This window comes from Amycolatopsis sp. cmx-4-61 (assembly GCF_046548775.1).
GTDB lineage: Bacteria > Actinomycetota > Actinomycetes > Mycobacteriales > Pseudonocardiaceae > Amycolatopsis.
Genome location: NZ_JAEBEI010000036.1, coordinates 1 through 23,109, shown reverse-complemented (window position 1 = coordinate 23,109; position 23,109 = coordinate 1). Strand labels below are relative to the sequence as shown.

Sequence of the window (23,109 nt, the reverse complement as noted above, 5' to 3'; positions counted from 1 at the left end):
TACGCCTGCGCGTTGAGTCACCGCGTGAAGCTGATCTGCCCCGATCTGCCCCGTGTCTCCCCGCGACGCCCCTGAGCTTGGCCTCCCTCTTGGGAGCGGAGCCGCCGAAGCTGAGTTCATCCAGCGCTCCGAACCCGAGGAGAACTCGATGTCGATCAGCATCAGCATGCACCGAACGGGACGGTCCCTCGTCTCCGAAGACCTCTTCCGCCGTCTGACCAGCCGCATCGTTACGACGGAACGGTTCGAGCGCGACCTCGCCGAACGCATCCTGGACCAGGCGTTGGCGTTCCTCGCCGCGTGCGGCTCCAACGTCGGCGCTCCGCTCGCCCCGAGCGAGCTCGTCGACATCGGCTGGCACACCTTCATCCTCGACACCCACGAGTACGCCGCCTTCTGCGATCGCGTCGCCGGCAGGTTCCTCCACCACGTGCCCACCGACGGCCGGAACGACGAGGCGTCACCCGCGTCCGTCTTCGCCCGGACGACCACGGCGATGCAGCGGCTCGGCTTCTGCCTCGACGACGCACTGTGGCCACGTACCGCACTCGGCAGCTGCACCGGCTGTCACAATGGCTGCCACGAAGACCCGCCGCCGGTCGCGGCCTAGGAGGACGGACAGGATGCCGCGCAGCACCTGGGAAGCCTTGCCCGTCGCGGTGCGAACCGCGATCGAGCGCGAAACCGGCCGCGTACACGACGTCGTACTACCCGACGCAGGCCGCAACTCCGACTTCTCCGCCACCCTGCACACCGAGGCCGGCACCCTCTTCTGCAAGGGCATCGCCGACGCGGATGGCAAGCGCGGCCGCATGCACCGTCACGAAGCCGCGGTCAACCCCCTCCTCCCGCCCGAGGTCGCTCCTCGGCTGTTGTGGCGCGCTGAGGCCGACGGCTGGCTTTTGCTGGGCTTCGAGCACTCTCCTGGCCACCATGTCGACCTCTCCCCGGGGTCCACCGACCTGGACCTGGTACGGGAGGCCGTCTCGGCGATGGCTGCGGGCCTGAGCACGGTGTCCGTCGACGGACCGTCCCTGGCCGAGCAGTGGGCGAGACTGGCCGCCTGGCGACGACTCGCCAAGGACGCTCCCGCCGATCTCGATACATGGGCCCGCGACCACATCGACGAGCTGACGAACTGGGAGACCACCGCGGTCGAGCACGTCGCGGGAAGCACGCTCGCCCACACCGACCTGCACGCCCTGAACCTGCTCGGTAACGGTGGAAAGGTTCAGATCGTCGACTGGGCCTGGTCGCGAAACGCCAATCCGGCAGTCGATCCGGCCTTCCTCGTCACCCGCCTCATCGAGGCCGGCCACGCTCCCGCGGCCGCGGAGACCTGGGCGGAACAGCTGCCGCTCTGGCAGCGAACCTCGGCCGAAACCAAGACGGCGTTCGCGGTCGCGATCTGGGGCATCTGGGGATACCTCGAACGCCACCAGCCGCTGGCCCACCGCCCGGCCCTCACCGCGGCTGCCCGATCATGGGCTCGCTTCCGGCTCGACCTCTGAACTTCACCCGCCGCGATGACTGCACGGTGGACCATTGCGCCGCATGGCGATCCGGGCACGGAATGACTGCGCCACCGGACCGTCCGGTAGCGGCGCCGTCCACCTGAAGGACGGGGCACGGGCCACCGCGGCCGCCACCAGCGTGCGGCCGAAGCCGAGACGCCGGTACTCAGCCGCTACGTGGACGTAGTCCAGAGTGGCGGTCCGGCAGCTCGCACACGGACTGGCGGTCACCACGCCGACCTCCGTGCGGTCAAGACGGAGTTCGATCCGACCGGCCAGCGTTCCCGCGGCCGGTGGATGGGCGACGAGAACGAGCCCGTCGCCCGGGGTCCGCGTCGGGCGCGTGCTGAACCGTGACGTCGAGGTGCGCCCACTCGGCGAGGTGCCGAGCCGCCGGATCACAACCTTCCTGTGCGCGGCAGACCTCGCAAAGCGTGCCGTGCAACCGGTAGCGATGGCTGTAGGGCTTGAGCTTGTCGTAGAGGTCCAGGTCGAGCCGGTGGCCACGTAGACAGACGATGAGCCTGCTGGTCGCCGGCCGGACCGGAATCAGCCCGCCGAACTCGCCGCGCGCGCCCGATCGAACGGCTCCGCCGACGTGGTGGTCGATCATCGGTCACCTCGTGACTGCCCCGGCCAGTTCGAGCGCGGCAACTTTGACCTGCGGATCATCCAGCGACCTCGGTCAGCCCGCGGCCGGCAGATACCTCGGCGGCGGCGACAGCTCCGCCGGGGCCTGGGAGCTGCAGCGCGACGGTGCGCGGCCGAGCCGCAGCACCGCGGCCACGGCTGGTCACGACGACCTCGCGGAACTCCAGGTGACCAAAGCCATCGTCGGTGAGACCGCGCCACCGACGGTTCGACACGCGCAGCTCGAGGTCGGCACTGGGCCACAAGCCCGCAGCAAGCAGGACAGCACCTCGATTGCGGACCCGTCCGGCGAGTCGACGAGCCAGCTGCGGCTGCATGCCGCGCGCGACGGACGGGCCGAGCACCACCAAGTCGAACCCGTCGATCAACGCCGAGAGCACCGCGGCGACCTCGGCACCTGGGTCGGGCACGAGCGCAAGCCGGTCGAGTTCGACGCCCAGCTCGGCGGCGGCCGCCACCCCCACATCAGGCATCCCGGTGATCGTTGCCCACGATCCTTCGCGGGTCGCCTCGGCGAGCAACGCCAGCACCAGGGCCGTCGAGCCTGCGACGGACATCGTGCTGCCCCGCCGCAACCCTCCCGGCACCAGCTTGGCCAGCGCTGGCACCAGCGGGAGGGAGCCAGCGGAGGCCGAGGCGTCGATAGTCGGCTCGCCGAGCTGCGCGGCCGTGCGGACACCAGGAATCGCCGCAAGCCCGGCCACCGCTTCCGGCACCGCCACCGCGCACCTCCAGCACCACGAACACGCACCGGAGACGCCCACGAGGGGAAGCCGCGAGCGAACCCGAACTCATCGAACACTTGTTCGGATCCTGCGAGACCCTGCACTATCTGTCAAGCCGAGCTGGCCAAGGTCACCCTGCAGTGATCGCACCCGCAGCGCTGAGCGCTCGTCCTCGTACCGGCTGTCACCGATCAGGGTGTTGACCAGCGCAAACACAGCAGGATTAGGCCAGCCGGGTTACCGTCAAAATCAGACAATGATGTCCCGCCGAGGGAGGCTGCCATGGCTGTGCGCGGCTCCTCCCGCGTGCCGGACTGGATCACCCCGATGCTGGCCAAGGCCGACGGCGGCCGGCTCCGGGAGGGCCCGGAATGGGCGTATGAGTACAAGCTGGACGGCTACCGAGCCTGCATGCAGATCGCCTCGGATGGCACCACCGTGCTCACCAGCCGCAATGGCATCGACTTCACCCACGAGTTCGCCGACCTCACCGGCGTCCTCACCCCCGCCCTCAACGGCCGGGCCGCGGTGCTCGACGGCGAGATCGTCGTCTACAACGACGCTGGCCAGATCGACTTCGGCCTGCTGCAGGAACGCCGCGGCCGCTACCAGACCCACCGCAGCTCCGCACGCCGCGCCGAACCGTTCCAGGACGTCCCGGTCCGGTTCCTCGCCTTCGACCTGCTCCAACTCGGCACCAAGACGCTGCTGCACCAGCCCTACGAAGAGCGCCGTGGCCTGCTGGCGGAACTGACAATGCCGGACCCGTTCCGGGTCTCGGTCGTGCGGCAGTTCCCGTTCACCGAACTGGCCGCCGACCGCCGCACCCCACAGGACCTGCTCGACCACGTCGCCGCCACCGGCCACGAAGGACTCGTCGCCAAGCTCCTGCGCGCCCCGTACGTGCCGGGCAAGCGCCCGGACTACTGGTGCAAGCACGCCCTGATCCAAACCACCGAGGTCGTCATCTGCGGCTGGCGCCCTGGCCAGAACCGGCTCTCCGGCAGCCTCGGCGGACTGCTGCTCGGCGGCCACGATCCCGACACCGGCGACCTGGTCTACATCGGCGACGTCGGCACCGGCTTCACCGAAGCCGAACGCGCCCGCCTGCTGACCCGCCTCCAAGCGATCGAACAGCGCCGGCACCCCTTCGCAGTCACACCACCGCGTGAGGACACCGCCCGCGCACACTGGGTCAAGCCGGAACTGGTCGGCGAGGTCGTCTACCGGCAGTTCACCCGCGGCGCCGGCCGGCTGCGCCACACCGCCTGGCGCGGCCTGCGCGACGACCGCGCCCCTACCGAGGTGCACGCCCCACGCGCCCGCGAACGCGTCGCCGCCGAAACCGCGCCCACACCGAGCACGCCCGCCGCCTCAACACCGCCGCTGGGTAAGAAGGTCACGGTACAGGCAGGGAAACGGCGACTCACACTGTCCAATCTGGACAAGCCGCTGTATCCGGACGGGTTCACCAAAGGCGAGGTCATCAACTACTACTCCCGCATCGCCGAGGTCCTCCTCCCGCACCTGGCCGACCGTCCGGTCACATTCATCCGATTCCCCGACGGTGTCGGCGGGCAGCAGTTCTTCGAAAAGAACGTCCCCAACGGCGCCCCGAGCTGGCTGCCGACAGTCCGGCTGCCCAGCACCGGCAGCCGCTCCGGCCGCGGCGAAGGCGAAATCGAATACGCCTTGCTCGACGAACTCGCCGCGCTGGTGTGGGCGGCGAACATGGCCGCGCTCGAACTCCACGTCCCGCAGTGGCGGGTCGACGCAGGCGGTGGCCGGCTGCCGCCGGATCTGCTCGTGTTCGACCTCGACCCCGGCCCTGGCACGTCGATCGTGCAGTGCTGCCGGGTCGCCGAGCGGCTGCGCGACGAGCTGCTCGACGATGGGCTGACCCCGTTCGCGAAGACGTCTGGGTCGAAGGGGATGCAGCTCTACGCCGCCATCGACACCGACGACCCCGCCGCACCCTCCGCCTACGCCAAGAAGCTGGCGCAGCGGCTGGCCCGGGAAACACCCGACTCGGTCACCGCTGTGATGGCGAAGAATCAGCGCACCAACCGCGTGTTCATCGACTGGTCTCAGAACAATCCGGCCAAAACCACGATCGCCCCGTACTCCCTGCGCGGCCGCGACCACCCGACCGTGTCCACGCCGATCACCTGGGACGAAGTGGAAGCGTGCCGCCACGCCAGCCGGCTGGTGTTCACCGCCGACGACGTCCTCGACCGCGTCGATGACCACGGCGACCTGCTGCTCAACCTGCCCGAGAAGCGCGCACCCTTGCCGTGACCTGCGCAGACCTCGTCTTGCCGCGCCGCAGACGGGTACTCGCCGATCACCTCCTCAACGCATAGGCGCATAGGCGCATAGGCGCATAGGCGCCAGCTTGACGCCGCGGTCGATGGCAAGGAGCCGACGAACGCCGAAGCATCCAAGCCCGTCTCGCCGAGCTGCGCGGCCGTGCGGCTCAGTGCAACCAGAAAGTAACGAACAAATCGATCGACACCGCCAATTTACGCTAAATAGTTTTGCCAGCATGAAGCAACGTAACAGATTCCTTGATCGGGCCGACCCCTTGCAACGCGGCGAAAAATGAAGGAGAAAGTCATGAAGTTGCGAACACGGGCGGCCTTGGCGCTCGCTGCCACGATACTGGGCTCAGCACTGACTTCGCTCGGAACTACCGGCCCACCCACAGCTTACGGTGCCGATGCCGCCTGCCCCGCCGTCCAGTTCGTCGGCGTTCGAGGTTCCGGCGAGAAAAACAGCGACGGCGCCGGATACGGAACCACCGTCAACTCCGTGCGGGAACGCGTTCTCGCAAAGTACCCGGATGCGCAGACGTACTTCATCGACTATCCGGCAATCCCCGTCAGCCCCCTGGATCCCCGTTACCTCTCCAACTACCGCGACAGCATCGCCAAAGGCATCAACGTTCTGACCAGCTTCCTCAACTCGTTCGCAACCCGTTGCTCCGGATCGGCGGTGGTGCTCGCGGGCTACAGCCAAGGCGCCCATGTCGCGGGCGATGTGTACCAGAGCCTGGGGAAGGCAGCGCAGGACATGGTCGTGGGCCTCACCCTGCTCGGCGACCCTCGGTTCAACCCTGGCCAAGCCGTCATCGACGTCGGCCCGTACGACCCGCACCGAGTAGGAGTTTGGCAAGCTCTCGGTGCCGGCACGGTACGAACCGTCCCCTCAGCGCGAACCAATGTGGTCCGCAGCTACTGCCTCGCCGGCGACCCGGTCTGCAACTACTCGCTCGCCGACGCATGGGCCTGCGATCCCCACAGCGGGCTCTACTGCTCGCACCTGCACTACATCGATGTCGGCTTCACCAATCGAGCAGGCGACTGGCTCAACGACCGGATTGCCTCCGCCGGCTGGTCGCAGGAAGGCCTGAACGCGGCGCACACCGGCTTCAACACGAACGAGTCAACCATCACGACCGGCAACGCGGGCAAGCTGAAGAGAGCCTGGCAGTACACCGGACCCGCGGGCTGGATCTTCTCCCGCCCGGTCGTGTGGCGCGACGAGGCCGTTTTCACCGCATTCGACCCGACGACCTCCACTGGCCAGCTCAACGCTGTCAGCATGAAAACCGGCGCACTGCTCTGGCAGAAACAGCTGAACGGCTGGGGCTGCCACCCGCTCACCGACGGAACCCGCGTCCTCGTCCAAACCGACCAAGGCCTCTTCGCCTACAACCTCGCCGACGGATCGACGGCATGGAGCCAGACGTCCCTCACCGGCGGCGGGTGCGGCGCGGGCAGCGGCGCGCTCGACGGCCGCACCGCCTACGTACTCACCCCGACCGCCGTGGCGAAGGTGGACTCCATTTCGGGCACCGTGCTGTGGCGCAACGACCTGCCGGTCTACCTGGTCACCGGTCTCGCCGTCTGGGCGAACGGCGTCTACGTGGTCACCAGACTCGAACCCAACTACCCGTCACCCCAGCAAGGCCGGCTCTACACGCTCAACGCAACGACCGGAACAACAGTCTGGTCGCAGACCACAGCCGTGACCATGGACGGCACCCCCGCCGTCGCCGACGGCCTGGTCTACGTCGGCACCCAGTACGCGAGCCAGGGGATGCTGGCCTTCGACACCGGGAACGGTGCCATCCGCTGGCAGCGCAAGGACGTCTTCCAGTTCTGGCAGACTCCCGCGGTCACCCCGAACGCGGTCCTCGTCACCAACAACTCCGGCAACACGACCGCGCTGATCCGGGCACTGAACCCCCGTACGGGTGCAACGCTCTGGCAGAAGACCACATCGATGCCGTCGGCCGGTGGTGATCCCGTCGTCGCGAACGGTGTCGTGTACTTCGGCACCGGAATCAACGGCTCGGTCGTCAACGCGGTGCGGCTGGACAACGGCGCTACCGTCGCGAAGCTGCAGCTCTCCGCTGACAGCACCAACTTCGAGATCAGTCCGGCAGTCGTCAACGGCACCGTCCTGTCGACGCTGAACAGCGACCTGGGAGCACGAACGCCGAGCGTCCAGGCGTTCCGGCTTCCCTGATCGACTTCCCGCGGAACAACCAGAGAGCCGCCCTCCCCGGCCCCGGTCAGGAGGGCGGCTCTCTGCCAGGCAGCGTCAGCTCACCGGGCTGCGGCGTTCGAGGAAGACGGTGTCGTGCCAGACGCCGTCGCGTTGGGCGATGCGTTCGCGGACGCCGAGGGTGCGGTAGCCGGCCGCGCGGTGCAGCGCGATCGAGGCGCGGTTCTCGTTGAAGATTGACGTCTGCAGCGTCCAGAGTCCGGCAGCGTCGGCTTCGGTGACCTGCGTGCGGATCAGCGCCTTGCCGACGCCGCGGCCGCGATGGTCTTCGCCGACGTAGATCGAGGTTTCGGCGACCCCGGAGTAGCACTCCCGGGTGGACACCGGCGCCGCGGCGGCCCAGCCGACGACTTCGCCGTCGATCTCGGCGACCCAGCGGTGCCCGGGCAGCCACTTGGCGTGCAGCTCGTCGCGGCTGGGCACCGTGGTTTCGAACGTGGCGATGCCGGTGGCGATGCCTTCGGCGTAGATGCGCCGGACTGCACCCCAGTCGCCTCGGCGCAGTGGCCGCACGGCGACGTCGTCCGGGACGTCCTCGGGGCAGCAGGGGCGGGGCGCAAGCAGGCCCATGACCGCGTCGGCCGCGTGCGGCAGGCCGGTGCAGCAAGCCTCGTTGACCGTAACGATCGTGGCCGTGCCGCGCTTGCGCATGTGCAGGAACCCGACGTCAGCCAGCTTGCGGACGTGGTGGGAGACGTTGCCCTGGCTGATGCCCATGATCTCGGTCAGCCCGCCGATGGTGAGCTCGCGGTTCGCGGTCGCCACGACGTGCAGGATCTTGACCCGGGTCGGTTCGGCCAGGCAGGAGAACCACTCCGCGTACGTGGCGGCCTCGGCGTCCGGCAGTACCGGCGGCGTGACCGGCAGGGTCGTCGTCATGCCCTCAAGTATTGACCGCGGTCGATGGTTGCGTCAATCAATGACGGTCGATACATTGCTCGTCATCGCTTCATCAAGCAGCATCAATGAAAGGACCTGGGGATGGACGAGTTGCCTGTTGTCGTCGTGGGTGCCGGCCCGGTGGGGCTGGCCGCGGCCGCGCAGCTGCTGGAACGCGGCCTCGAGCCGGTGGTGCTCGAACGCGGCGCCCAGGCCGGGGCTGCGGTGGCGGAGTGGAACCACGTCCGGCTGTTCTCGCCGTGGTCGGAGCTGGTCGACCCGGCCGCCGCGCGGCTGCTGGAGCCGACCGGCTGGGTCCAGCCCGACGGCAGCGCCTACCCGACCGGCCGTGAATGGGCCGAGGTGTACCTGCGTCCGCTGGCCGCCGTCCTCGGCGAGCGAGTGCGGCTCGGGGCCGAGGTCATCGGGGTCGCTCGGCGCGGCCGGGACCGGATCGTCGACAGCGGACGCGACGGCGAGCCGTTCTCCGTGCACGTCCGCACCGCCGAGGATGAGGAGCGGGTGCTGGCCCGCGCGGTCATCGACGCGTCCGGCACGTGGACGACCCCGAACCCGCTCGGTGGCGAGGGCCTGCCCGCGATCGGCGAGCGCGCCGCGGCCGACCGGATCTCCTACCGGGTGCCGGACCTGGCGGCGGAGCGAGCCCGGTACGCGGGCAAGCACATCGTCGTCGCGGGCAGCGGGCATTCCGCGCTGACGGCGCTGGTTGCGCTGGCCGGGCTCGGCGGGGACACGCGGATCAGCTGGGTGCTGCGCCGCGGCGGGATCGGCAACACCTTCGGCGGCGGTGACGCCGACCAGCTCCCGGCCCGCGGGGCGCTCGGGCTGCGTGCGAAGGAGGCCGTGGACGCCGGGCAGGTCACGGTGGTGACCGGGTTCCGTACCGAGGCGATCGAGCGCACCGGCGGATCGATCACGCTGATGTCGGCGGACGGCCGGAGGCTCGAAGATGTCAACGAGGTGATCGCCCTGACCGGGTTCCGGCCGGAGCTGTCGTGGCTGTCGGAGATCCGGCTGGAGCTGGACCCGACGCTGCAGGCGCCGGTCGCGCTGGCGCCGCTGGTCGACCCCAACGTGCACTCCTGCGGCACGGTCTACCGGCACGGCGCGAAGGAGCTCTCGCACCCGGAGCGGAACTTCTACCTGGCCGGGATGAAGAGCTACGGGCGGGCACCGACGTTCCTCGCCCAGACCGGCTACGAGCAGGTTCGCAGCATCGCCGCCGAGCTGGCCGGTGACCACGAGGCCGCCGCGCGGGTCGAGCTGATCATGGCCGAGACCGGGGTCTGCGGCGGCGCCGGCCTGTTCGACGAGCCCGACAGCGGCGCGTCCGGCTGCTGCGGCCCGGCCGAGCCGGAGCTGCTAACGCTGTCGGCGCCGCCCGCCGCGTCGAACTGACCAGGTGCCGGCGACCACGAGCACCACGGCGCAGTCCCTGAGCAGTTCGGGGCTGCGCCGGGTGCTCGCGATCCTGTGCGTCACCCAGATCACCAGCTGGGGAATCCTCTACTACGCCTTCCCCGTGCTCGCCCCGGACATCGTCCGCGCGACCGGCTGGCCGACCACGGCGGTGGTCGCGGCCCTGTCCGGCGCTCAACTGGTCACCGCCCTCGTCGGGATCCCGGTCGGGCGGTGGCTGGACCGTCGCGGGCCGCGCGCGGTGATGACCACCGGCTCGATCCTGGGCGTGCTGGCGGTGCTCGCGGTGGCGACCGCGCAGAACCTCGCGTGGTTCGTGATCGCCTGGGCGGTGGCCGGCGCGGCGATGAGCGGAGTGCTGTATCCGCCGGCGTTCGCGGCGTTGACCCGCTGGTACGGGCCGCGCCGGATCTCGGCCCTGACCGTCCTCACCCTGGCCGGGGGTCTGGCCAGCACGGTGTTCGCGCCGGTGGCGGCCCTGCTGGCCGCGCATCTGGACTGGCGCCACACCTACTTGGTGCTGGCCGTCGTCTTGGCGGCGGTCACGATTCCCGCGCACTGGTGGGGCTTGCGGGGGCCGTGGCCGGACGCCGAGCCGCCCGTGCATGTCGAGCACGACGACCCGCGGCGGATCGCCCGCAGCGGCGCGTTCGTGGTGCTGGTTGTCGCGCTGAGCATGGCGACGTTCTCGGCGTTCGCGGTCGTGGTGAACCTGGTGCCGCTGCTGACCGAACGCGGCGTCAGCCCCGGGATCGCCGCCGTCGCGCTCGGTCTCGGTGGTGCCGGGCAGGTGCTGGGCCGGCTCGGCTACAGCTCGCTCTCGCGCACCACCAGCGTCCGGGCCCGCACGGGCATCATCCTGCTGGCCACGTCGGTGACGACCGCGTTGATGGCGGTGCTGCCCTCGACGGCCGCGCTGATCGCCGCGGCGGTCGTGGCCGGGATGGCTCGCGGGGTGTTTACCTTGCTTCAGGCGACGGCGATCACCGACCGCTGGGGTGCCACGCACTACGGCCGCCTCAACGGCCTGATGGCCGCGCCGATGACCATCACCATGGCGCTCGCCCCGTTCGCTGGCGCCGCGCTCGCCGGGCTGCTCGGCGGCTACGCCCACGCCTTCCTCGTCCTCGCCGCGGTCAACACCGCGGCCGCCGTGCTGGCGCTGGCCAGCAATCCTCGAATACCTACTGGGAGAACGTCATGACCGACTTCGACGCGATCGTCGTGGGCGGTGGCCAGGCCGGCCTCGCCGCCGCCCACGCGCTCCGCGCCCGCGGGCTGTCGCCCGTGCTGCTGGAAGCCGGGCCCGAGCCGGTCGGGTCGTGGCCGCACTACTACGACAGCCTCACCCTCTTCTCCCCCGCCCGCTACAGCAGCCTGCCCGGCCTGCCCTTTCCCGGCGATCCCGAGCGGTACCCGCACCGCGACGAGGTCGTGGAGTACCTGCGCACCTACGCCGCCCACCTCGACGTCGACATCCGCACCCGCCACCGCGTCACCGCCGTGACCCGCGACGGCGGCGGCTTCACGGCGCACGCCACCGGCGAAGCAGCGGTGCGGGCACCGATCGTGATCGCCGCGACCGGCGGATTCGGCCGACCGCACCGCCCCGCACTGCCGGGGCTGGCCGAGTTCATCGGCACGGTGCTGCACAGCAGCGACTACCGCGAACCCGGCCCGTTCGCCGGGCAGCGGGTCATCGTCGTGGGCGCCGGGAACTCGGCGGTGCAGATCGCCGTCGAGCTCGCCGAGCACGCCCGCGTCAGCCTCGCCACCCGCGCACCGGTGAAGTTCGCGCCGCAACGACCGCTGGGCCGGGACGTGCACTTCTGGTCCGCCGCGCTCGGCTTCGACCACCTGCCGATCGGGCATCTCCTGCGCCACGCACCGGCGTCACCGGTCCTCGACTCCGGCCGCTACCGCGAAGCCCTCGCCGCCGGCAGCCCCGACCGCCGCGCCATGTTCACCCGCCTCGCAGGCGACCAGGTGCTGTGGCCGGACGGCAGCCGCGAGCACGTCGACGCCGTTATCCTCGCCACCGGCTTCCGGCCCGAACTGTCCTATCTGGAAAACCTTGGCGCCTTGGCGGAGGACGGCATCCCGCTGCACTCACGTAGACTGTCCACAGTGGTTCCCGGACTCGGGTACGTGGGGCTGGAATGGCAACGCAGCCTCGCCTCGGCCACCGTGCGCGGCGTCGGCCGCGACGCCGCCTACGTCACCGCGCGGCTGAGCGCGCACACGGTAGCGCGACGCTGCTGCGAACCGGCGAGGTGACCTGTGTTCTCAGGTCTCGGAACAGCGGCGATCACGGAGAAGGCGTGGTCACCCCATCGGCTGGGGAGAACACTGACTGGGTGGACAAGCAGGAGGTTCACGACGAGCTGGAGCGGGCGCGGCAGGAGTTCCACGCGCTTCTCGCCGCCGCCGGCGAAGACGACCTGCGCCAGGCGAGTTCCGGCACCAAGTGGAACAACCGGCAGTTGCTGTTCCACATGCTGCTCGGTTACCTGATCATGCGGGCACTGCTGCGGCTGGTGCACTGGTTCGGGCGGCGCCCCGACGGCGTGAGCCGCTGGTACGCGTCGCTGCTCAACGCCGGGACCAAGCCGTTCGACGTGGTCAACTTCGCCGGTTCCTGGTTGGGCGGAACGACGATGCCGCGCAGTTGGATGCTCGCGCTGTTCGACCGGACCATCGTGAAGCTGCACCGCCGGCTCGACCGGGAAACGGATGCTGACCTGACGCTGGGCATGCACTATCCGACCCGGTGGGACCCGTTCTTCCGTGACTACATGACCGTGGCTGACGTCTACCGTTTCCCGACCCAGCACTTCGACTTCCACCGCGCCCAGCTCACCCTGCCCGCCGAGCGCTGAGCTCGCAGACGTTCAGGGCATCGCAGGTACTCCACATGCCCGGGGAGAATCCAGTAGCGGACATGGCGAGCTCGTGATGCGATGCCGGTTTGGACGGAGAAGGAGGCATCGTGGCCGAGCCGCTGACGCTGGTGATCGAGACCGACGCCGGCACCGCGATCCGCCGTATCCCGGACGCCTCACCCTTGCCGGAAGGCGAAACCCAGGGCTACGCGGCCGAGGATGCCATCCGCGACGCGGCAGCGACCTGGGGCCTGCCGGACTTCGTGTTCCTGCCCGAACAGCAGCGCGTCGGCTCCGGCGTGCGCGAACTCGGCGACGGGCTGCTGCTGGTCGGCGACCATGCGGCCGTCATCCAATCCAAGAGCCGCACCGATCCCACCGACAACGCCGACCGCGAGCTGTCCTGGCTGCGCAAGAACGTCGAGAAGGGGCTGAAGCAGGGCAGCGGAACCGTGCGCCAGCTGAAGCGAACCAGCGCGAACATGACCAACGCCCGCGGCCGCACGGTGCCCGTGGACGGCAAGGACTACACCTGGCTGACCGTGGTCATCGTCGACCACACCGACCCGCCGCGCGGGTTCCAACCCCCTCCGGCGCCCACCGAGGTGCCGGCGATCGTGCTGCTTCGCCGGGACTGGGAGTTCCTGTTCGATCACCTGCGCTCGACGCGGTTCGTGCTCGCCTACCTCCTGCGCGCGGCCCGAGGCGGCGACATCGTCGAACTCGGCGGCGAACCCCGCCGGTACCACGAGTACGCCCTGGCCGACGTGGCCGCCACGCCTGATCCGGTGGACCCGGCAGTGGCTCCTCTCGTCGCCGCGAAACCGACAACGATGGCCTCGACCGCCCGGGCCCCGCTCGAACCAGTAGGCCGCGAAGGTCGAGCCGCGCACATCCTCTATCGGATGATCATGGAAGACGTGGCGAACACCCCGATCCCAGACGGCCGGGAAGCAGATCGGCTGCTCATGCTCGCCGCGCTGGACGGGCTACCAGTGGGCAACCGCAGCGAGCTCGGCCGCACCTTGGTGCAGTTCATGAAGTCCGCCGCCCAGCACCAGGGCGACGGAACGCTCACCCACAGCCGGACGGTGATCCCCAACCCAGGCGAATTCGACCCGCTGGTGTTCATCGTGGCGTCGAAGCTCTCCGAGGAAGCCAACTACGCCTTGACGTTCCGGATGCAGGTGCTGCACCACGACTACAGCACAGCGGTCGGAGACTGGGAACACTGCACTCTGGGCGTCATGCTCACGCCCACGACCGTGCCCGGCAGGCTGTGGAACACCAGCACAACGGCACTCTGGGGCGACCAAGGTCAGCCGCCCGAAGTCATCGAAGAACTACGAACCATCATCGCCGACAGCGCGATCTGACCGCCGAGCCTCAAGACACCGAGGCGAGCCCCGGGATGGCGAGCAGGCCAGACAGCTGGCTCAGGGTCTCCGACCTGGGCCGGTAGTACACCCAGGTCCCGCGGCGTTCGCTGGTGACCAGGCCCGCTTCGCGCAGCACCTTCAGGTGATGGGAGATCGTCGGGCCGCTCAGGTCGAACGCTGCGGTCAGATCGCAGACGCAGCTTTCGCCTCCCGCCGAGGTGATCAGCGACAGCAGGCGCAACCGTACCGGGTCGCCCAGCGCCTTGAATGCCTTCGCCAGGTCCACCGCCTGGTCGGCCGACAAAGCCTCGGCAGCCAAGGGCGCGCAGCAACCCTCGCTGATCACCGGAAGCAACGTCGGCCCCTCTTGCTGTTTAGCCACCCATCTATATTGACATTCATCTAATCCATGGGCAAACTTGAGCGACTGATTCGACGTCCATCTAGATAGGCAGATCCATGATCAAGCTCCTCCGCAGGCTGCTCACGACCTCGACGACCACCGAGTTCTGCGAGTCGTGCGCGCAGGTGTGCACGGGCCAGTGCCGCGCCAACGCCCTGCTCGACCAGGCCCACACCCGCGCCTTGCAGCTGTCTTCCCGCTTCTGAACCCTCGACCTCACAAGGAGATCCGTGATGAGCACCGAGACGACCGGCGGTTTCGCTGGCGCCCCCGCTGAGGCCTTCACCCCGCCCGCCTCGACCGGCTGTTGCGGCACCGCGCCCGCAACGGTCACCCCGACGACCGCGACGACATGTTGCGGTACCGCGGAGGCGGCAGCCGCCGCGGGTGCCTGCTGTGATCCGGCCGCGAAGGCCGACGCCGTCGCCGAGGGCGCCGGTTGCTGCGGATGACCACGACGGCGGCGATCGAGGTTTCCGGCAGTCGTCTGCGGTCCACCGTCACCGCGCTGGCCGAGGACCGTTTCACCGGCCGCCGCGTCGGCACTCCGGGCGGCCGCGCGGCCGCCGCGTGGCTCGCCGGACAGCTGCAGGCGGTCGGAGCGACGGTCACGACCGACGAGTTCCCCGTCTCCGCGCGCGAGCTGTACCGGACACCCGAGCTTCACCAGGGCGACCGCCAGCTGGTGCACCGCCGGGACTTCGTCGAACACCTCGTGTCGGCGGACCTGCCCGAGCCACGCACCGCCGAGCTGGTGACCGCCGACGCGAGCCGGCTCACCGATCGCTGGGTGCTCGCGCCGGACCTGGGGGTTTCGGCGCGAGCTACCCACGACGACGCAGCCGGGCTGCTCGTGCCGCGCGGTACTGACGAGGCCGGGTGGATGCCGAAGATGATCGCCGGGCCCACGCCCGGCGATCTGCCAGTCATCGCGGTCCGCACCTCACTGCACGAGCGCTTGGCCGTCGGCCAGGTGATCAGCGCGTCGATGCCCCTGCGCACCGTCGAGGTGACCGGCTCGAACGTGCACGGGCGGCTGCGCACGGCCACGAGCGGAGGCCCGGACATCCTGCTGACCGCGCACTTCGACGGCGTCGGCGACGACCCGGAGCAGCGGCTGCCCGCCGCGGCGGACAACGCGTCCGGCGTCGCCGTCGTGCTCGAGGCTGCCCGTCTGCTCGCCGACACGCTCCCGGACGGCGTCGGCTTGACGGTCACGTTCCTCGACGCCGAGGAAGCCGGAGCCCGAGGCTCCGCCCATCACGCACCGACCGTCCCGGCCGGCACGGTCGTCCTCAACATCGACGGCGCCGCCCAGCTCGGCGACGCCGCCGCGGTGGAAGCAGGCGGGCCAGCGCACGCATTGCTCGCCGCACTGGACCAGGCCGGCCGCGAGACCGGCCTGCCGCTGCGAGCCGGGGCGATGGCGTCGGACAACCGCCGCTACGCCGCCGCCGGGCTGGCCGCGGTCGGGATCGGCATGGGAATGCCCGGCTACCAGACCCCCGCCGAGACCGCCGACCGCGTGGAGACCGACACCCTGATCTCGGCGACCCGGCTCGTCGTCACCACAGTTACGGGATTGACCTGCCACTCACGAGGAGGATCTGCGTTGACTCACAAGGAGGAATTACAACGCGGGGTGTGATGCAGACGCCTTATCGGGGGCCGGAATAGCCGAGTGACCGTCGAGGTCGCGGTTCCTAGCGTGGATGGGATGGCGAGGCACCGCAAGCTCCCCGCAAGTCAGTACGAATGTCCGTACGGCGACCACCGGCACTTCAAGGGCAAGGAAGCCGGACGGGAATGTGCACGCCGAGCTCAGCGGGCGCGCACCCGCCAGTCCGCAGCCCGAACATCAGTCCACCGGCCGGCGTGGAGCCCGTCGCCGGCGGTGCCGCGAAGCACGCGACCGCGACCGTCGGCGGCACCCCCACCAGTGGCGCCACCGGCTCGCACTGTCGCGCCACAGCTCGACCGCAGGACCACCCGCCGCCAGCACGCCAAGGAGTCATTGAGCCGAGATCCCTCGAACATCGCCGGCGACGTCGTCGCCTATGTCTTCGACGAAAACGGCTTCTACACCCGGCTGGCCAACCGTGCCATCGACAAGGTCCCGTGGACTTCCCCTGTCCGCTACCGCAAGCACGGACTCTGCGTCTGCCTCAACAACGTAGCGAAAGGGCTCGATCCCGGTACTTACGCCAAATACGCGCAGCAGCCGTTGCGGGCGGGCCTGGTTTTGGTCGGCTGCCCGAAGTTCCTCGCCGAAGTCCTCAGCGCGGCATCCGCCTTCGGCATCAAGCAGATCCTCGGCACGTTGCCGCATGCTCAGCTGTACAAAACGCTGCGGGTCATGATTCCGCTGGTCTGCCCGGACTTGGACGTCTGCCCAGCTCGGCAAGACGTCGTGAAGACCTACGCCTCGCCGGTACTGGCTCAGGAGCTCAAGGAGTACGTCGCCGGCCTCCGCTGAGCCGCTGCCGTCAGCCGACCAGATGCGCGGAGATGTCGGCGACTGCGGCACGGGCGGTCCGGCCGACGCCGATCAGGGTGGCCGAGGCCGGTCCGGTCCAGTCGCCGTAGCCGACCAGGTGCAGTCCCGGGACGTCGAGGGCGCGAGTGCCCTCGGTCCGGACGTGGCCGCTCGTGCTGCGCAGCTTCAGCGGCGCCAGGTGGCCGAGCTCGGGCCGGAACCCAGTGCACCAGATAACGACGTCCGCCTCGGTCGTGGTGCCATCCGGCCACTGCGGTCCCTCGGGCATGAGCCGGGTGAACATCGGGCGGGCGTGGAGCGCGCCGGCGTCGCGAGCGCGACGCACCGGCGGCACCGCGACTATGTCGCCGAGCCCGGCGACCCCGCCAGGGTCGGCGGCACCGCGGTCGAGGGCCTGACGGCGGCGGGTGGCGATGTCGAACAGCGCGTGCCCGTCGACCTCGTCGGGCAGGAAGCGGGGTGGTCGACGGGTCGCCCAGGTGACCTCGGCGGTGCCGGTGAGGTCGGCGGCGATCTGCGCGCCGGAGTTTCCGCCGCCGACCACGACCACGCGCTGGCCAGCGAACTCGCCGGGGCCGCGGTAATCGACGGTGTGCAGCTGACGGCCGGCGAAGCTGCCCGGCACCAGCGGCAGGAACGGCCGCCACCACGTCCCGGTGGCGCTGATGACGGCCTTCGCGGTCCAGGTGCCGGTGTCGGCGGTGACCGTGAAGCCGTCGGCGCTGGTCTCGACCGCGGTGACGGTGACGCCGCGGTGGACGGGAAGCTCGTAGCGTTTCTCGTAGGCGGTGAGGTAGTCCACGACGTGTCCGGCCGGGGGATACCACTCGTCGCGATACGGCGGCATCAGCCAGCCGGGCAGCGAGCTGAACCGGGCCGGGGAGAACAGCCGCAGCGACTCCCACCCGTGCAGCCAGGCGCCGCCGGGCTGGGTCTGGGTGTCGAGGATGACAAAGTCGAGCCCGGCGCGGCGCAGGTAGTAGCCGGCGGCCAGCCCTGCCTGGCCGCCGCCGACCACGACCACCTGCGTCGAGGACGTCACTTCGCCGGAGCCCGATCGACCCAGCGTTTGCGCAGCCACAAGCTGACGTAGACCAGCCCGACGAGGACCTGCACCTCGATCAGCGGGCCGACCACTCCGGCCAGCGCCTGGCCCGACGTCACGCCGAACACGCCGATCGCGACCGCGATCGCGAGCTCGAAGTTGTTGCCCGCCGCGGTGAACGCCAGCGTCGTCGTGCGCGCGTACGACAGCCTGGAGGCCTTGCCGAGCAGGTAGCCGCCGCCCCACATGATCGCGAAGTAGGCCAGCAGCGGCACCGCGATCCGGGCGACGTCCAGCGGCCGCGAGGTGATCGTCTCGCCCTGCAGCGCAAACAGCACGACGATGGTGAACAGCAGCCCGTAGAGCGCGATCGGGCCGATCTTCGGCAGGAACTTGCCCTCGTACCAGTCACGGCCCTTGCTGCGCTCGCCGATCCGCCGCGACAGGTAGCCGGCGGCCAGCGGGATGCCGAGGAAGATGACCACAGACAGCGCGATCTCCCACGGGGAGAACGACACGCTGGTCGTGTCGAGGCCGAGCCAGCCGGGCAGCAGGTCCAGGTAGAACCAGCCCAGCACCCCGAACATGATCACCTGGAAGACCGAGTTGAGCGCGACCAGCACGGCGGCGGCTTCGCGGTCGCCGCAGGCGAGGTCGTTCCAGATGATGACCATGGCGATGCAGCGGGCGAGCCCGACGATGATCAGTCCGGTCCGGTACTCCGGCAGGTCCGGCAGCAGCAGCCAAGCCAGGGCGAACATCAGCGCCGGGCCGAGGATCCAGTTCAGCAGCAGCGACAGCACCATGGTGCGCGTGTCGCGGGTGACGGTGTCGAGCTTGTCGTAGCGGACTTTCGCCAGCACCGGGTACATCATCAGCAGCAGGCCGAGCGCGATCGGCAGTGAGACCTGACCGATCTTCACGGCCTCCAGCACGTCCTGCAGGCCGGGGATGACGCTGCCGAGGCCGAGCCCGACGGCCATCGCGGCGATGATCCACACCGGGAGGAAGCGGTCCAGGAAGGACAGTCTGTGCAGGACGTCGGCGTCGGCCGGGGTGGCGGTCTTGTCGGCGGTCTCGGTCACGGACCGTGCCTCCAGGAGTAGGTCGTCGGGGTGGTCAGGCGTCGAGGAGCTCGGCGAGCAGGCCGCGGACGCGGCGGTCGATCTCGTCGCGGATCGGGCGGACGGCGTCGACGCCCTGGCCGGCCGGGTCCTCCAGCGGCCAGTCCAGGTAGCGCTTGCCGGGGAAGATGGGGCAGGTGTCGCCGCAGCCCATGGTGATCACGACGTCGGAGGCTTCGACGTCCTCGGTCGAGAGCTTGGTCGGCACCTCGGCGGCGATGTCCAGGCCCCACTCGGCGAGCGCCGCGGCGGCGGCGGGGTTGACCTTGTCGGCCGGTTCGGAGCCGGCCGAGCGCACGGCGACACGGCCGAGCGCGTAGTGCTGCAGCAGCGCGGCGGCCATCTGCGAGCGGCCTGCGTTGTGCACGCAGACGAACAGCACCTCGGGAGTGCGGGCCATCGGAATTCCTTTCGGCGTGGTCATGGCTGGTTGCTGAGCTCGTCGAGCAGCCCGCGCACGTGGCGGTCGATCTCGTCGCGGATCTGGCGCACCCGGTACAGCGGCTCGCCCGCGGGGTCGGGGATGTCCCAGTCCAGGTAGCGCTTGCCCGGGTAGATCGCGCAGGCGTCGCCGCAGCCCATCGTGACCACGACGTCGGAGGCGCGCAGCACCTCGTCGGTCAGCGGCTTCGGGTAGGCGGCCTCCAGCGGGACGTGCAGCTCCCGCAGCGCGGCGGTGATGATCTCCGGGATCTCGCCCTTGGGCTGCGAGCCGGCCGAGCGCACGGCGACCCGGCCGAAGGCGTGATGGTCCAGCAGCGCCGCGGCCATCTGCGAGCGGCCGACGTTGTGGACGCAGAGGAACAGCACCTGCGGGACGGTGACCTGGGTCAGCCCTTCGGCCCGGCCGAGGTCGAGCAGCCGCTCGCGGGCGAACCGGGCGGGTAGGTGGACGGTGACCGTCGCGTGCTCGGCGAGCAGGTCGTAGGTCTCGCGCACGAACAGCTCGACGGTTTCGCGTCCGAAGACGCCGTGGAAGCGGTCGGCGAGCTCGTCGGCGATGCGGTCCAGCTGCAGCCCGACCGCGCGTGCGGGCAAGCCGTCCGTGGCGTGCGTCATGAGCTCTCCTCGCGCCAACCGGCCTGGATCGAAGTCTGCCGATGCAATTGAAGACGCTTGGATCGACTCTTGTCAATCCAGCTGCGGTACGATCGACACCACCACCGAGGTCACCGAGCCTGTCGAGGAGGAGCCATGGCCGCGCACAACGGTCACGTCCGGCAGAAGCCGGTCGCGGTAACACTCCTGCTGGCCGAGCCCGCCGCGGTCGTCAGCGACACCGAGGCCGAGACGGCCGCGAAGCTGTTCAAGGCCCTGTCCGACCCGGTCCGGATCCGCCTCGTGTCCCTGATCCGGCATTCACCGGGCGGCGAAGCGTGCTTCTGTGATCTCGCCGAGGACTTCGACATGCCTCAGCCGTCACTGAGCCATCATCTACGAGTACTCGTCACAGCTGGCATCCTCACGCGGGAACGGCGTGGCACTTGGAGTTGGTACAGCCTCGTTCCGCAGCCGCTGGAGACCTTAGGGCACCTGCTTCGCGAAGGCGGTCCGCTCGCGGACCGGCCCGCACCACTTTCGGAAGATGAACGCCCCAGCCGCTGCTGAAGGCTGGTCCCGAACTGGTTCGCGTCGCCGCTGGCGGCGAACACCGGTCGCCGCGGAACGTGCGCGCCTCCGCGTTTGTGCAACGGTCTGCGGCAGTCGTACAGTCAGCGCCAAGCCGACGCCGCCGCCCCTACGGCCTTCGTCCACGTAGACCAAGCTTCGACGACGACTTAAAGCCGGTCGCGAGGATCAGTGATAAACGACACGAATTCTCTGCCTGTTTCGGTTAGACGCCCCGCAGTCAAGCCATTCGGAGTCATCATTGCGTGAAAACCGCCAGTATTGGTCATTCCTACTGCAGCCAGGTCATTGCCAAGCTGATCATATAGTGCTCGCTGCCCGGCGAACTCTGGGATCCCAGCTTCGATAATATTACCCAAGCTGCCTGTATATAACTCCGGCCATGCGCGCCCTGAGTCCCTGAACCATGCAGGAGGATCATCCAGGAGCCTCAATAGCTTGAGATGAGATGGCGTGAAGTCGCGAACGTATTGAAGAAACATTGCCTGCTTGTCCGCATTGATATCACTCGGAAGCGCAGAGTTTAGAACAGCGTTTCGCAATGCCTGCAACTTCTCAGTCTGACTTGTAACTACAGCTGCTGCCGTAGCATACGCCAGCGCGTCCAAGAACTCTTCGTTCTCACCCAAAGACAAAGCTTCGAGACCGTCGACACGGCTGAGCAAATCGTTGATCGCGGAACTAATTTCTTCCGACCAGGCTTGTCGCCGTTTCTCGTATGCCGCTCCAGCGAATTGCTTCCACAGAACCGCGAGCGGGCCTCCCGCGACAGGCACAACAGACAATGCAGCCTCGACAGCAGGCTCAACAAACTTGCCGACCTTGCCCTTCTCCGGAGGGTCACTGACGTTGCCAACCATCCGTTACACCTCCCGCATGCGCGCACGCAAGTCAATAGCACTAGCCTATCCCACCTTATCCATAACACGCGGAGCCCGCCACCGGACCACAAGCGAAAAGGACTCCCTTTGATGACTAGTCGTCGAGACGGCAATGCAGATGGAAAAGAACTGACCGAATCGGGCATTAGTTCACCCTATCGGGTAGCTAGATGAAGTAACATTGCAGAGTCGCGTCCCGATGGAAGCCAATGATCGATCTTGAGGCGGAAGCGGCACTCATGCGGGGATGCACATGACGACGACAGCGGATCGTTCGATAGTTTTTTGAGCAACGTCAGGACCGACAGGGACGACATGGCAGATGCTCAGGCCAAGTTTCGTGGCGTCGTCAAGAAGCTACATAGTCATTACTATGGCTCCTTCTACGATGGTTCAACTGCCAAGCTCATCGGATCATACGGTAAAGGTACCACAGTCAAGCCGCCACGTGATGTCGACATCCTCTTCATCATGCCATTTGATCAATTCTCAAGATACGATTCCTACCTGGGAAACGGGCAGTCACAGCTTCTACAAGATGTCAAGAAAATCCTTCAACAACGCTACACCACCACGGATGGAATGCGCGGCGATGGTCAGGTTATAGTCGTCCCTTTCAAAGGTGGTCACACCGTTGAGTTACTACCGGCATGGAAGCTTACTTCCGGAAAGTACTACGTACCGAATACTCATGACGGCGGAAGCTGGAAGACCGTCGACCACAATGCCGAAATTGGCAACGTTGACAACTCCGACAACAACAGTAATGGAAATACTCGCGACCTCATCCGCATGATGAAAATCTGGCAAGCAGAGTGCAGCGTTCCAATAAAGTCACTGACACTGGAATTGCGCACGGTCAACTTTCTTAAAAGCTGGCCCCATCGAGGCAACTCGCCCATGTACTACGACTGGATGGTGCGCGATTTCTTCTCAGAACTCGTAAAGAACGCCAATAACTACTGCGTCATACCTGGAATAGACGAGCGATGTTACTACGTCGACACATGGCTAAGTCGAGCAGAGTCAGCACATGGTCGCGCCCTCAAGGCATGTGACTACGAATCGAGTGGCAAGCACTACGCGGCCGTAGCTGAGTGGCAAAAAATTTTCGGGAGTCAATTTGACTACTAGACGCGTCGCCCCTAACGAAGAAGCTATACGAGAAAGCTTCGGACGCGTGGTCTACACACACACAAGACACACGAAAAAGCGCGTGAGATTCAGGCGCGTCGAGCAGTGCTTGTCAAATGGATTAACATCATCCTTACAACAGTCACATCTGCCACACTGTTGAGCACCGTGATCACGAATCAAAGAGCGCTTCTTTATGTGAGCGCCGCTCTGTCCGCACTGTCGCTTATGACGCTGCTATGTGGCGTCAAGGGTTGCCGGCGTGGTTGGTGTGCGGTGTTGCTGGAGGGTGCGGAAGAGCTGGCGGGCGATGATCCGTTTGAGGCAGCGTTTGATCTCGCGGAGCGTTTTGCC

At 68.2% G+C, this 23,109-nt stretch carries 25 protein-coding genes and 1 pseudogene; 16 read left to right on the top strand and 10 right to left on the bottom strand.

What is annotated here, in order from left to right; genetic code table 11:
* The first annotated feature begins 148 nt into the window (after nt 1–148).
* Complete coding sequence (locus ACLJOU_RS45730) at nt 149–610, top strand: glycine-rich domain-containing protein (protein WP_410575562.1); 462 nt, start codon at nt 149–151, stop codon at nt 608–610.
* A 13-nt stretch (nt 611–623) separates the two neighbouring features.
* Nucleotides 624–1,511, top strand: a complete 888-nt coding sequence (locus ACLJOU_RS45725; protein WP_410575561.1) for a phosphotransferase family protein — start codon at nt 624–626, stop codon at nt 1,509–1,511.
* A 3-nt stretch (nt 1,512–1,514) separates the two neighbouring features.
* Here the strand turns inward: ACLJOU_RS45725 and ACLJOU_RS45720 are convergent, their stop codons facing one another.
* From ACLJOU_RS45720 to ACLJOU_RS45710, 3 genes are read right to left on the bottom strand one after another with little or no spacing between them, the layout of a single operon-like run.
* Complete coding sequence (locus ACLJOU_RS45720) at nt 1,515–1,745, bottom strand: GNAT family N-acetyltransferase (protein ID WP_410575579.1); 231 nt, start codon at nt 1,743–1,745, stop codon at nt 1,515–1,517.
* 19 nt (nt 1,746–1,764) lie between these two features.
* Complete coding sequence (locus ACLJOU_RS45715; protein WP_410575560.1) at nt 1,765–2,127, bottom strand: hypothetical protein; 363 nt, start codon at nt 2,125–2,127, stop codon at nt 1,765–1,767.
* Nucleotides 2,128–2,182: 55 nt separating this feature from the next.
* Nucleotides 2,183–2,776: a hypothetical protein gene (locus tag ACLJOU_RS45710; protein ID WP_410575578.1), complete on the bottom strand. Its 594-nt coding sequence runs from the start codon at nt 2,774–2,776 to the stop codon at nt 2,183–2,185.
* A gap of 396 nt (nt 2,777–3,172) precedes the next feature.
* On the opposite strand from ACLJOU_RS45710, the gene ligD reads away from it, so the two are divergent.
* Together ligD and ACLJOU_RS45700 are read left to right on the top strand one after the other, a co-directional pair.
* Entirely contained in the window at nt 3,173–5,188 is a 2,016-nt protein-coding gene (gene ligD / locus ACLJOU_RS45705) for a DNA ligase D (protein WP_410575559.1), read from the top strand.
* A 318-nt stretch (nt 5,189–5,506) separates the two neighbouring features.
* A complete protein-coding gene (locus ACLJOU_RS45700; RefSeq protein ID WP_410575558.1) occupies nt 5,507–7,423 on the top strand; it encodes a PQQ-binding-like beta-propeller repeat protein in 1,917 nt (638 codons plus the stop codon).
* A gap of 75 nt (nt 7,424–7,498) precedes the next feature.
* On the opposite strand, the gene ACLJOU_RS45695 is transcribed toward ACLJOU_RS45700, so the two are convergent.
* On the bottom strand, nt 7,499–8,341 hold the full coding sequence (locus ACLJOU_RS45695) for a helix-turn-helix domain-containing GNAT family N-acetyltransferase (RefSeq protein ID WP_410575557.1): 843 nt from the start codon (nt 8,339–8,341) through the stop codon (nt 7,499–7,501).
* A gap of 102 nt (nt 8,342–8,443) precedes the next feature.
* Between ACLJOU_RS45695 and ACLJOU_RS45690 the strand changes: the two genes are divergently transcribed.
* The 5 genes from ACLJOU_RS45690 (at nt 8,444) to ACLJOU_RS45670 (ending at nt 14,039) form a co-directional block, all read left to right on the top strand.
* Nucleotides 8,444–9,760, top strand: a complete 1,317-nt coding sequence (locus ACLJOU_RS45690) for an FAD-dependent oxidoreductase (protein WP_410575556.1) — start codon at nt 8,444–8,446, stop codon at nt 9,758–9,760.
* 4 nt (nt 9,761–9,764) lie between these two features.
* Nucleotides 9,765–10,985: an MFS transporter gene (locus ACLJOU_RS45685; RefSeq protein WP_410575555.1), complete on the top strand. Its 1,221-nt coding sequence runs from the start codon at nt 9,765–9,767 to the stop codon at nt 10,983–10,985.
* The gene (locus ACLJOU_RS45680; protein WP_410575554.1) at nt 10,982–12,058 is read left to right on the top strand and encodes a flavin-containing monooxygenase; all 1,077 of its coding nucleotides are present in this window, start codon (nt 10,982–10,984) and stop codon (nt 12,056–12,058) included. Before ACLJOU_RS45685 ends, ACLJOU_RS45680 begins: the two co-directional genes overlap by 4 nt.
* Nucleotides 12,059–12,138: 80 nt before the next feature.
* Nucleotides 12,139–12,660 carry a DinB family protein gene (locus tag ACLJOU_RS45675; RefSeq protein WP_410575553.1) on the top strand — a complete coding sequence of 174 codons (522 nt, stop codon included), beginning with the start codon at nt 12,139–12,141 and terminating at the stop codon, nt 12,658–12,660.
* A gap of 110 nt (nt 12,661–12,770) precedes the next feature.
* On the top strand, nt 12,771–14,039 hold the full coding sequence (locus ACLJOU_RS45670) for a hypothetical protein (protein ID WP_410575552.1): 1,269 nt from the start codon (nt 12,771–12,773) through the stop codon (nt 14,037–14,039).
* Between the two features lie 10 nt (nt 14,040–14,049).
* Here the strand turns inward: ACLJOU_RS45670 and ACLJOU_RS45665 are convergent, their stop codons facing one another.
* Entirely contained in the window at nt 14,050–14,424 is a 375-nt protein-coding gene (locus ACLJOU_RS45665; protein ID WP_410575551.1) for an ArsR/SmtB family transcription factor, read from the bottom strand.
* Between the two features lie 77 nt (nt 14,425–14,501).
* Between ACLJOU_RS45665 and ACLJOU_RS45660 the strand changes: the two genes are divergently transcribed.
* From ACLJOU_RS45660 to ACLJOU_RS45645, 4 genes are all read left to right on the top strand, one after another.
* Nucleotides 14,502–14,651 carry a hypothetical protein gene (locus tag ACLJOU_RS45660; RefSeq protein ID WP_410575550.1) on the top strand — a complete coding sequence of 50 codons (150 nt, stop codon included), beginning with the start codon at nt 14,502–14,504 and terminating at the stop codon, nt 14,649–14,651.
* Between the two features lie 27 nt (nt 14,652–14,678).
* Nucleotides 14,679–14,897: a hypothetical protein gene (locus tag ACLJOU_RS45655; protein ID WP_410575549.1), complete on the top strand. Its 219-nt coding sequence runs from the start codon at nt 14,679–14,681 to the stop codon at nt 14,895–14,897.
* Nucleotides 14,894–16,093, top strand: a complete 1,200-nt coding sequence (locus ACLJOU_RS45650) for a M28 family metallopeptidase (protein ID WP_410575548.1) — start codon at nt 14,894–14,896, stop codon at nt 16,091–16,093. Before ACLJOU_RS45655 ends, ACLJOU_RS45650 begins: the two co-directional genes overlap by 4 nt.
* Before the next feature lie 366 nt (nt 16,094–16,459).
* Nucleotides 16,460–16,921, top strand: coding sequence for a hypothetical protein (locus ACLJOU_RS45645; protein ID WP_310994440.1), 462 nt, complete (start codon nt 16,460–16,462; stop codon nt 16,919–16,921).
* A gap of 10 nt (nt 16,922–16,931) precedes the next feature.
* On the opposite strand, the gene ACLJOU_RS45640 is transcribed toward ACLJOU_RS45645, so the two are convergent.
* The 4 genes from ACLJOU_RS45640 to ACLJOU_RS45625 are packed head-to-tail and all read right to left on the bottom strand — an operon-like array spanning nt 16,932 to nt 20,170.
* A complete protein-coding gene (locus ACLJOU_RS45640; RefSeq protein ID WP_410575547.1) occupies nt 16,932–17,984 on the bottom strand; it encodes an ArsO family NAD(P)H-dependent flavin-containing monooxygenase in 1,053 nt (350 codons plus the stop codon).
* Nucleotides 17,981–19,072 (bottom strand): ACR3 family arsenite efflux transporter, encoded by a 1,092-nt coding sequence (gene arsB, locus ACLJOU_RS45635; RefSeq protein ID WP_410575546.1) that lies wholly within the window; start codon nt 19,070–19,072, stop codon nt 17,981–17,983. The genes ACLJOU_RS45640 and arsB overlap by 4 nt, the downstream gene beginning before the upstream one ends.
* Nucleotides 19,073–19,106: 34 nt before the next feature.
* Complete coding sequence (locus ACLJOU_RS45630) at nt 19,107–19,511, bottom strand: arsenate reductase ArsC (RefSeq protein ID WP_410575545.1); 405 nt, start codon at nt 19,509–19,511, stop codon at nt 19,107–19,109.
* Nucleotides 19,512–19,531: 20 nt separating this feature from the next.
* Entirely contained in the window at nt 19,532–20,170 is a 639-nt protein-coding gene (locus ACLJOU_RS45625; protein WP_410575544.1) for an arsenate reductase ArsC, read from the bottom strand.
* 135 nt (nt 20,171–20,305) lie between these two features.
* Between ACLJOU_RS45625 and ACLJOU_RS45620 the strand changes: the two genes are divergently transcribed.
* Complete coding sequence (locus tag ACLJOU_RS45620) at nt 20,306–20,719, top strand: ArsR/SmtB family transcription factor (protein WP_410575543.1); 414 nt, start codon at nt 20,306–20,308, stop codon at nt 20,717–20,719.
* 170 nt (nt 20,720–20,889) lie between these two features.
* On the opposite strand, the gene ACLJOU_RS45615 is transcribed toward ACLJOU_RS45620, so the two are convergent.
* The gene (locus ACLJOU_RS45615) at nt 20,890–21,600 is read right to left on the bottom strand and encodes a hypothetical protein (protein WP_410575542.1); all 711 of its coding nucleotides are present in this window, start codon (nt 21,598–21,600) and stop codon (nt 20,890–20,892) included.
* A 240-nt stretch (nt 21,601–21,840) separates the two neighbouring features.
* On the opposite strand from ACLJOU_RS45615, the gene ACLJOU_RS45610 reads away from it, so the two are divergent.
* Entirely contained in the window at nt 21,841–22,755 is a 915-nt protein-coding gene (locus tag ACLJOU_RS45610) for an SMODS domain-containing nucleotidyltransferase (RefSeq protein WP_410575541.1), read from the top strand.
* A 42-nt stretch (nt 22,756–22,797) separates the two neighbouring features.
* Nucleotides 22,798–23,109 (top strand): annotated as a pseudogene (locus ACLJOU_RS45605) (hypothetical protein); the annotation flags it as partial.

Coding starts and splice junctions, on each gene's coding strand:
- ACLJOU_RS45615 (WP_410575542.1), bottom strand. CDS start 21,600: ATGGTTGGCAACGTCAGTGACCCTCCGGAGAAGGGCAAGGTCGGCAAG.
- ACLJOU_RS45660 (WP_410575550.1), top strand. CDS start 14,502: ATGATCAAGCTCCTCCGCAGGCTGCTCACGACCTCGACGACCACCGAG.
- ACLJOU_RS45730 (WP_410575562.1), top strand. CDS start 149: ATGTCGATCAGCATCAGCATGCACCGAACGGGACGGTCCCTCGTCTCC.
- ACLJOU_RS45630 (WP_410575545.1), bottom strand. CDS start 19,511: ATGGCCCGCACTCCCGAGGTGCTGTTCGTCTGCGTGCACAACGCAGGC.
- ACLJOU_RS45695 (WP_410575557.1), bottom strand. CDS start 8,341: ATGACGACGACCCTGCCGGTCACGCCGCCGGTACTGCCGGACGCCGAG.
- ACLJOU_RS45725 (WP_410575561.1), top strand. CDS start 624: ATGCCGCGCAGCACCTGGGAAGCCTTGCCCGTCGCGGTGCGAACCGCG.
- ACLJOU_RS45655 (WP_410575549.1), top strand. CDS start 14,679: ATGAGCACCGAGACGACCGGCGGTTTCGCTGGCGCCCCCGCTGAGGCC.
- ACLJOU_RS45620 (WP_410575543.1), top strand. CDS start 20,306: ATGGCCGCGCACAACGGTCACGTCCGGCAGAAGCCGGTCGCGGTAACA.
- ACLJOU_RS45700 (WP_410575558.1), top strand. CDS start 5,507: ATGAAGTTGCGAACACGGGCGGCCTTGGCGCTCGCTGCCACGATACTG.
- ACLJOU_RS45650 (WP_410575548.1), top strand. CDS start 14,894: ATGACCACGACGGCGGCGATCGAGGTTTCCGGCAGTCGTCTGCGGTCC.
- ACLJOU_RS45715 (WP_410575560.1), bottom strand. CDS start 2,127: ATGATCGACCACCACGTCGGCGGAGCCGTTCGATCGGGCGCGCGCGGC.
- ACLJOU_RS45690 (WP_410575556.1), top strand. CDS start 8,444: ATGGACGAGTTGCCTGTTGTCGTCGTGGGTGCCGGCCCGGTGGGGCTG.
- ligD (WP_410575559.1), top strand. CDS start 3,173: ATGGCTGTGCGCGGCTCCTCCCGCGTGCCGGACTGGATCACCCCGATG.
- ACLJOU_RS45680 (WP_410575554.1), top strand. CDS start 10,982: ATGACCGACTTCGACGCGATCGTCGTGGGCGGTGGCCAGGCCGGCCTC.
- ACLJOU_RS45625 (WP_410575544.1), bottom strand. CDS start 20,170: ATGACGCACGCCACGGACGGCTTGCCCGCACGCGCGGTCGGGCTGCAG.